Annotated in this window: 7 protein-coding genes; all 7 read left to right on the forward strand. The window is 41.9% G+C overall.

Going from position 1 to position 5,695, the window contains the following annotated elements; translation table 11 throughout:
- Positions 1 to 286: 286 nt before the first annotated feature.
- The gene (locus ACTHRH_RS25340; protein WP_440418221.1) at positions 287 to 832 is read left to right on the forward strand and encodes a GNAT family N-acetyltransferase; all 546 of its coding nucleotides are present in this window, start codon (positions 287 to 289) and stop codon (positions 830 to 832) included.
- A 751-nt stretch (positions 833 to 1,583) separates the two neighbouring features.
- Positions 1,584 to 1,877, forward strand: coding sequence for a MazG nucleotide pyrophosphohydrolase domain-containing protein (locus ACTHRH_RS25345; protein WP_379289937.1), 294 nt, complete (start codon positions 1,584 to 1,586; stop codon positions 1,875 to 1,877).
- A 71-nt stretch (positions 1,878 to 1,948) separates the two neighbouring features.
- Positions 1,949 to 2,713, forward strand: coding sequence for a MerR family transcriptional regulator (locus ACTHRH_RS25350; protein ID WP_440418223.1), 765 nt, complete (start codon positions 1,949 to 1,951; stop codon positions 2,711 to 2,713).
- Between the two features lie 182 nt (positions 2,714 to 2,895).
- Positions 2,896 to 3,318, forward strand: coding sequence for a 50S ribosomal protein L11 (rplK, locus tag ACTHRH_RS25355; RefSeq protein WP_144940589.1), 423 nt, complete (start codon positions 2,896 to 2,898; stop codon positions 3,316 to 3,318).
- Positions 3,319 to 3,571: 253 nt separating this feature from the next.
- Positions 3,572 to 3,889, forward strand: a complete 318-nt coding sequence (locus ACTHRH_RS25360; protein WP_379289934.1) for a PadR family transcriptional regulator — start codon at positions 3,572 to 3,574, stop codon at positions 3,887 to 3,889.
- A 13-nt stretch (positions 3,890 to 3,902) separates the two neighbouring features.
- A complete protein-coding gene (locus tag ACTHRH_RS25365) occupies positions 3,903 to 4,544 on the forward strand; it encodes a permease prefix domain 1-containing protein (protein WP_440418226.1) in 642 nt (213 codons plus the stop codon).
- Between the two features lie 32 nt (positions 4,545 to 4,576).
- Positions 4,577 to 5,182 (forward strand): DedA family protein, encoded by a 606-nt coding sequence (locus ACTHRH_RS25370; RefSeq protein WP_440418228.1) that lies wholly within the window; start codon positions 4,577 to 4,579, stop codon positions 5,180 to 5,182.
- Positions 5,183 to 5,695 lie beyond the last annotated feature (513 nt).

Genomic DNA, 5,695 nt, shown 5'->3' on the forward strand with positions numbered 1-5,695 from the left:
ACCTCAGTATTACATTCACCGTTAGTTCAGTCACATCATGCAATTATGCCGATTTTCGCTCTGCGAAAGTTGAGTAAATAATAATTTATAAGTTTCGGGGCTCCCCGCAAAGTATTGTATAAAGCTTTATCGAAGTAAAGCAAGAAGATCGACCGCGTTTATAGGAAGGTTTAGACGCCGACTCCGCTGGAGTGCGGACGGAATATGCTTCGAAGGCTATGTGTCACTTTGTGGGGTTATTCTAGCCCTTTGTTTAGAAGCTTGATTAGAAGGTGGGGTGACTGCAGTGAGAATAGATCCAAAAGAATTTCACGTACATAATTTACGTTATATTATAAGGTCCGCCGCAGAAGACGATGCGAAAAACTTGTCTGAAGTAAGGCTGCAGATAGATGGCGAAACCGAGTTTTTGGACCGGGAACAAGGCGAAGCATTCATCGATGAATCCGGGTTTAAGAAAATCATTAAAGAGGATACGGAAAGCATCAACAGCCTGTTGTTAGTGGCTGAAGTTAATGGACGAATTGCGGGTTTTTCAAGATGTGCAGGGAACGCATTGAAAAGAACTTCGCATAAAGTAGAATTCGGAGTTTGTATTTTGCAGCAATATTGGGGATTTGGAATAGGAAAAAACTTGCTGGAAGCATCTGTTCACTGGGCGGATTCCAATGGAATCAAGAAAATTGCTTTGAATGTGCTTGAAACGAACGATAAAGCGATAAGGCTGTATAAAAAATATGGCTTTGAAGTGGAAGGTGTATTAAAAAAGGACAAGATTCTATCTGACGGAAACTACTACAACACTATATTAATGGGAAGGTTTAACGACTGAGCATCGAAAAAACCGTTTCCAACATCATCAAAAACCATATTGCCTCCCATTAGCAGCCCGGATTATTATACTATGGCTCTAATTAGTTCATTGCTCAATAATGGGGGGGAGGAACGGGATGAAAGAGCCAAGGCAAGGTAACGGAGAGCAGCCGGGACGTTCTGATGGGGAAAACGGTTCAGCACGAGATGCAGGATCTCGTACGGGATTCGGAAACTATATCAACCCGGAATCAGCCAATGACTCGGTGAATAGCTATTGAAGTTGTGCAGCTAGAATACGACATCAACCATAAGGTTATGGTTTCGTTGGCAAACTAACCTGGGGGAGCTAACTGGATTTTATGCAGGTAAATTGAAGCGAATGGCGCAAAGTGACTAGACTAGATGGAACTCCATTTAGAATGGAGGATTTTTGCTGATATCCCCCTTTTTGTGGAAAATAGATGGGCTTTTTCCATTTAGTTTTCGTTTTTCATCTAGAAGGAGCAAACTAACTGGATGAAATCCAGTTAGCTATCCGATCACCCAACGGGGAACCCCAGTCGGATTAAGCACCTATGCACCCAACGGGGTAGCCCAGTCGCACCTATGCACCTAAATGGGGAAGTGCCCCCGGTCAGTTTATTCTAAGCGTCTACACACCTGAAGTAGCAGCACCAATCGGACTATTTGCTATGTGATAAAGCCGGCTCATTCAATTGGGCGGTTATCAGCAAGAACGGCAACTTATTTGAAATGGAGGCTGCAGGATGAAGCAGGAACTTACCCTATCTTATCTTCAACAGTATATTAAGCAATTCGATTACCGACCGGATAAGAAGACCGACTATTTTCTTAAGCTGACAGAGGAAGTTGGCGAATTAGCCGAAATGATAAGAAAAGATTCGCGCTGCTCTGCAACTGGAAATATTAAAGGTACTATAGAAGAGGAATTAAGCGATGTATTGTACTATGTTATAGCTCTGGCGAATGTTTACGAGATTGATCTGGAGAAGAGCTTCCTGCTGAAGGACGAATGGAACAAAAAGAAATGGAACAGATAAAAGTTTAGCTAGAAGTATTGACCTTTACGTTACGTAAAGGTGTAGAGTGGATATTGTCAGGAGGTGAGCCAATGGAATACACAGTACAGAAGCTTGGCAGATTGGCGGGCGTCAGCTCACGGACACTGCGTTATTACGATGAGATCGGCATTCTGAAGCCGGCCCGGATCAACTCCTCGGGGTACCGCATTTACGGGAAGAAGGAAGTGGACAGATTGCAGCAAATTTTGTTCTACCGGGAATTGGGCGTCGATCTGAATTGCATTAAAGAAATTGTTACATCTCCGACTTTTGACGCAGGGAATGCCCTTCGGGAGCATCATCAGAAGCTTCTGGAGAAGAGAAAACAGTTAGATATGCTGATTGCCAACGTAGAGAAAACGATGGCTTGGCAGGAAGGGAGAATAGAAATGAAAGATCAGGAAAAATTCGAAGGCTTCAAGCGGCAGCTGGTTGAAGAGAACGAGAAGAAATATGGCAAGGAGGTGCGCGAGAAATACGGTGATGAGACGGTGGACAGGTCCAACCGGAAGATGATGAATATGTCGCAGGAAGAATATGACGAGACCATGCGTCTTGCGGAGGAAATTACCGATGTTCTGGCCGAAGCCGTTCGAACCGGAGATTCTGCCGGAGAATTGGCGCAGAAGGCTGCCGCATTGCATAAACAATGGCTAATGTTTTATTGGGATGACTACAGCCCGGAGGCTCATGCCGGCCTGGCTCAAATGTATGTGGATGACGAACGGTTCACCGCTTATTATGATAAAAAGCAGCCGGGAGCCGCCAAATTTCTGCGAGATGCCATTCATATATACACAGGGATCCAAAAGTGACTGTGGTTCGAATCTTCACGGAAGATTCTGAGTGAATGGGATAACAGCCAAAGGGACAGCGAAACAGTCCAATACGGGAGTGCTCACCTGGGGATCTGTTCTTGACATTAACGTTACGTAAATCTTTATACTCGAGTTTGTCAGACGATTCCTAATAGTTAAACAAAGAAAGGTGAGCACATATGGCTAAAGAAGTAATACGGATAGTAAAACTGGCGCTGGAGGCAGGGAAAGCGAACCCCGCCAGAGTGGGAAAGGATCTCGCCCCGACCGGCATCCATTTGATGCAGTTTTGCACACAGTATAATGAATTGACCAAAGGCAAGCCGGGCCAGGTCATTCCTGCAGAGATCAAGGTGTACGAGGACCGGTCGTTCGATATTACGTTAAAAACACCGCCGGCCTCTTTCCTCCTCAAGCAGTTCGCCGGAATAGAGAAGGGATCGGCCACCCCGGGCCGTACCATCGCCGGGTCCATTACCCGGGACGAATTGCGGCAAATTGCAGAGATCAAGCTGCCTGACCTGAATACGACTAACTTGGAAAGCGCCATGCGAATCATTGCCGGCACAGCCAGGAATATGGGGATCCGTATTGAGGATTAGAAAGATATTCTATTTCCGGAAGTTAAGGCAGAAGGCGCACATATTCCAACTATTAAAGGCTTCAGCAAAAGTAATTTTGCCGGAGCCTTTTTTGATTCCCCTAATGCCGATAATAGAGCGCTCCATCATATATATTCCGTTGATAATCAATAAAAAAAATAACTAATGTTAAAGAGTACCTTGTTATATTAAGTAAAATAACTTACAATAACAATGTACTTAATAATGTTAAGTAATCGATTGGATGTGTATGATGTTGAATAAAGAATTGCTGAAAGGAAATATCGATCTTCTCATCCTTTCTGTAGTAAAGGAGAAAGAGAGTTACGGCTATGAAATCTCTAAAACGATTAAGGAAAAAACGGAGGGTGATTTTGAAATTCAAGAAGCAACATTATATTTATCGCTAAAAAGGTTGGAAAAGCAGGGCGCCATATCCTCTTCCTGGGGAAATGAAAGTCATGGCGGAAGGCGCAAATACTACGCGATTACAGATGAAGGGATTCGACTACTGGATAATATTATAGAAGATTGGAAGAAGGTCTCTGAAATAGTTAAACGATTTTTATAAGGGGGGGCAATCAATGAGTCCACAGATTCGGAAACTTTTCAGTCTCTGTGATGTTAAATATGGGTGGGTATTGCTCGGTTCATCCGCACTATTTGGAATATCCAATTATTTTGACCAAACCTATATAAACGATCCGATATGGGTACATATTAGTTATTGGTTTTCGTTTGCGATTGCGGTTCTTTGGGGCGTGCTGAACTATATCAGCCACGTTCGCTTGAACAGTATGTACAAGAAACAAAATGACATACAGAAGTACGTAAATCAATTGGCCATGAGCGAAGAGGATAAACTGGAGCTGCAAACATATTTAGAAGATTATGTCCAGGATTTGATTCAACAAGGTAAAACCGAAGATGAGGCTGCGAGGGAAGCTATTAATCAGTTCAAGGTCAAAGAATTTTTATCATTATCTAAAAATACAATGTTCTTCAATTTGAGTGCCCATTATTATTTAATCGGTTGGACAACGATAACCGTGATTTCTATTATTTTGGCCTGGTTATTGGAGACGGCATTATTTCCGGATTCGTTAGTGATCGAAGCTGTGGAAAATGTACTAGCCGCTTATAGTATAGGGCTGCTTGGAATGTTTTTCTTATATAAATTGATCGATGCCACTATTTATCAAAAGTTTAAAGAGGTATTTGAATAAAACTATAAGTGACCAGTGGAAGGAGCAGATAAATGGAGAATTGGATTACAAATATTATGGAGCAATTCGGATATATAGGGATTTTCATGTTGATAATGTTGGAGAATCTGTTCCCTCCGATTCCTTCCGAAGTTATTTTAACGTTCGGAGGTTTTATGACAACTTATACAAAATTAAGTGTTTTCGGTTTAGTCGTAGCTTCCAGCGTCGGATCGGTGGCTGGGGCCATCATTCTCTACGGTATTGGGTTACTTTTAGATGTTAGAAGACTGGAAAAAATTGTTGAGAAATGGGGATCTATTCTTAGACTGACGAAGAAGGATATTCATAAAGCGAATGATTGGTTTTCAAAATATGGAGCTTGGACGGTATTTTTCTGCCGTTTCATCCCTTTAATCCGAAGCCTGATCTCTATTCCAGCCGGAATGGCGCATATGAATTTCGGAATTTTTGTACTATTAACAACTTTGGGCACGGTCATTTGGAATGTTGTCCTAATTAATATTGGCGCTGCAGTCGGGGGGGCATGGGGAACCATTGTAGGTTTTATGGATATGTACTCAAATGTGGTATACATAGTGCTGGCATTGCTGCTTATCGTGTTCGCCGTTTTATTTATCAGAAAAAGAGTGAAATAGCATCAAGTGTATGCTCTCCCTATGTTTCAAAGAGATGTGCAACGTAAAAAATTCAAGAAAAGGAGGCTAAATGGCTAAAATCAAATGCACTTTGGTATGTCTTCGGCGCATTTAGACTAAAACCTTCCAAAAACCTGCACTTTCGTCTGTCTTTGTCGTTTGTTCTTCACTCTGCGATTCGCAAAGTTCAGATTAACTTAGATAGAGAAAAATTCAATCTGTTGGAGCTGCTAAAGGAACAGAAGATATGGTGAGAATAAAATGGAAAATCCGGGGGAAATAAACTATTGATTTCTAGTTGGTGAAAATGATTAACTGTATTTTATGCAGTTAAATTCAAGCGAATGGTGGAAAGCGATTAAAGTAAATGGAGAAACTACATTTAGATTAAAGACATTTTGCCGAAATCGCCTCTTTTGCACAAACTAGCTGTAGTTTTGTAGTTAGAATAAAAAGTGGACATCCCTTAAGTGAAAATAGATAATAACCGTATAAGGGAGAGGGTGTCCGGAA

This window comes from Paenibacillus sp. SAFN-117, assembly GCF_051966115.1.
Lineage (GTDB): Bacteria > Bacillota > Bacilli > Paenibacillales > NBRC-103111 > Paenibacillus_L > Paenibacillus_L residui.